This window comes from Streptomyces yerevanensis (assembly GCF_000716805.1).
In the GTDB taxonomy this organism is placed as follows: Bacteria; Actinomycetota; Actinomycetes; order Streptomycetales; family Streptomycetaceae; genus Streptomyces; species Streptomyces flaveus.
Genome location: NZ_JNWJ01000295.1, coordinates 1 through 226 on the forward strand (window position 1 = coordinate 1; position 226 = coordinate 226).

A 226-nucleotide genomic window follows, 5' to 3' on the forward strand; every position below is an offset into this window, starting at 1 on the left:
CGACGAGGAGTACGTCGTACAGGCGCTGCGGGCGGGCGCCCACGGCTACCTGCTCAAGGACCTGCCGGCCGAGGAACTCGCCCACGCGGTCCGCCTGGCACACGCCGGCGTCACCCAGCTCGACTCCTCCGTCGCCCGCCACCTCACCGCCGCCCTGCCGTCCCCCTCCCCCGCCGACGCGCCTCCCGCCGTCTCGCTGAGCCCCCGCGAGACCGACATCCTGCGA

General features: G+C 75.7%; 1 pseudogene. It reads left to right on the forward strand.

The features are described 5' to 3' along the window. A pseudogene (locus OP79_RS56350) lies at window positions 1-226 on the forward strand (DNA-binding response regulator); the annotation flags it as partial.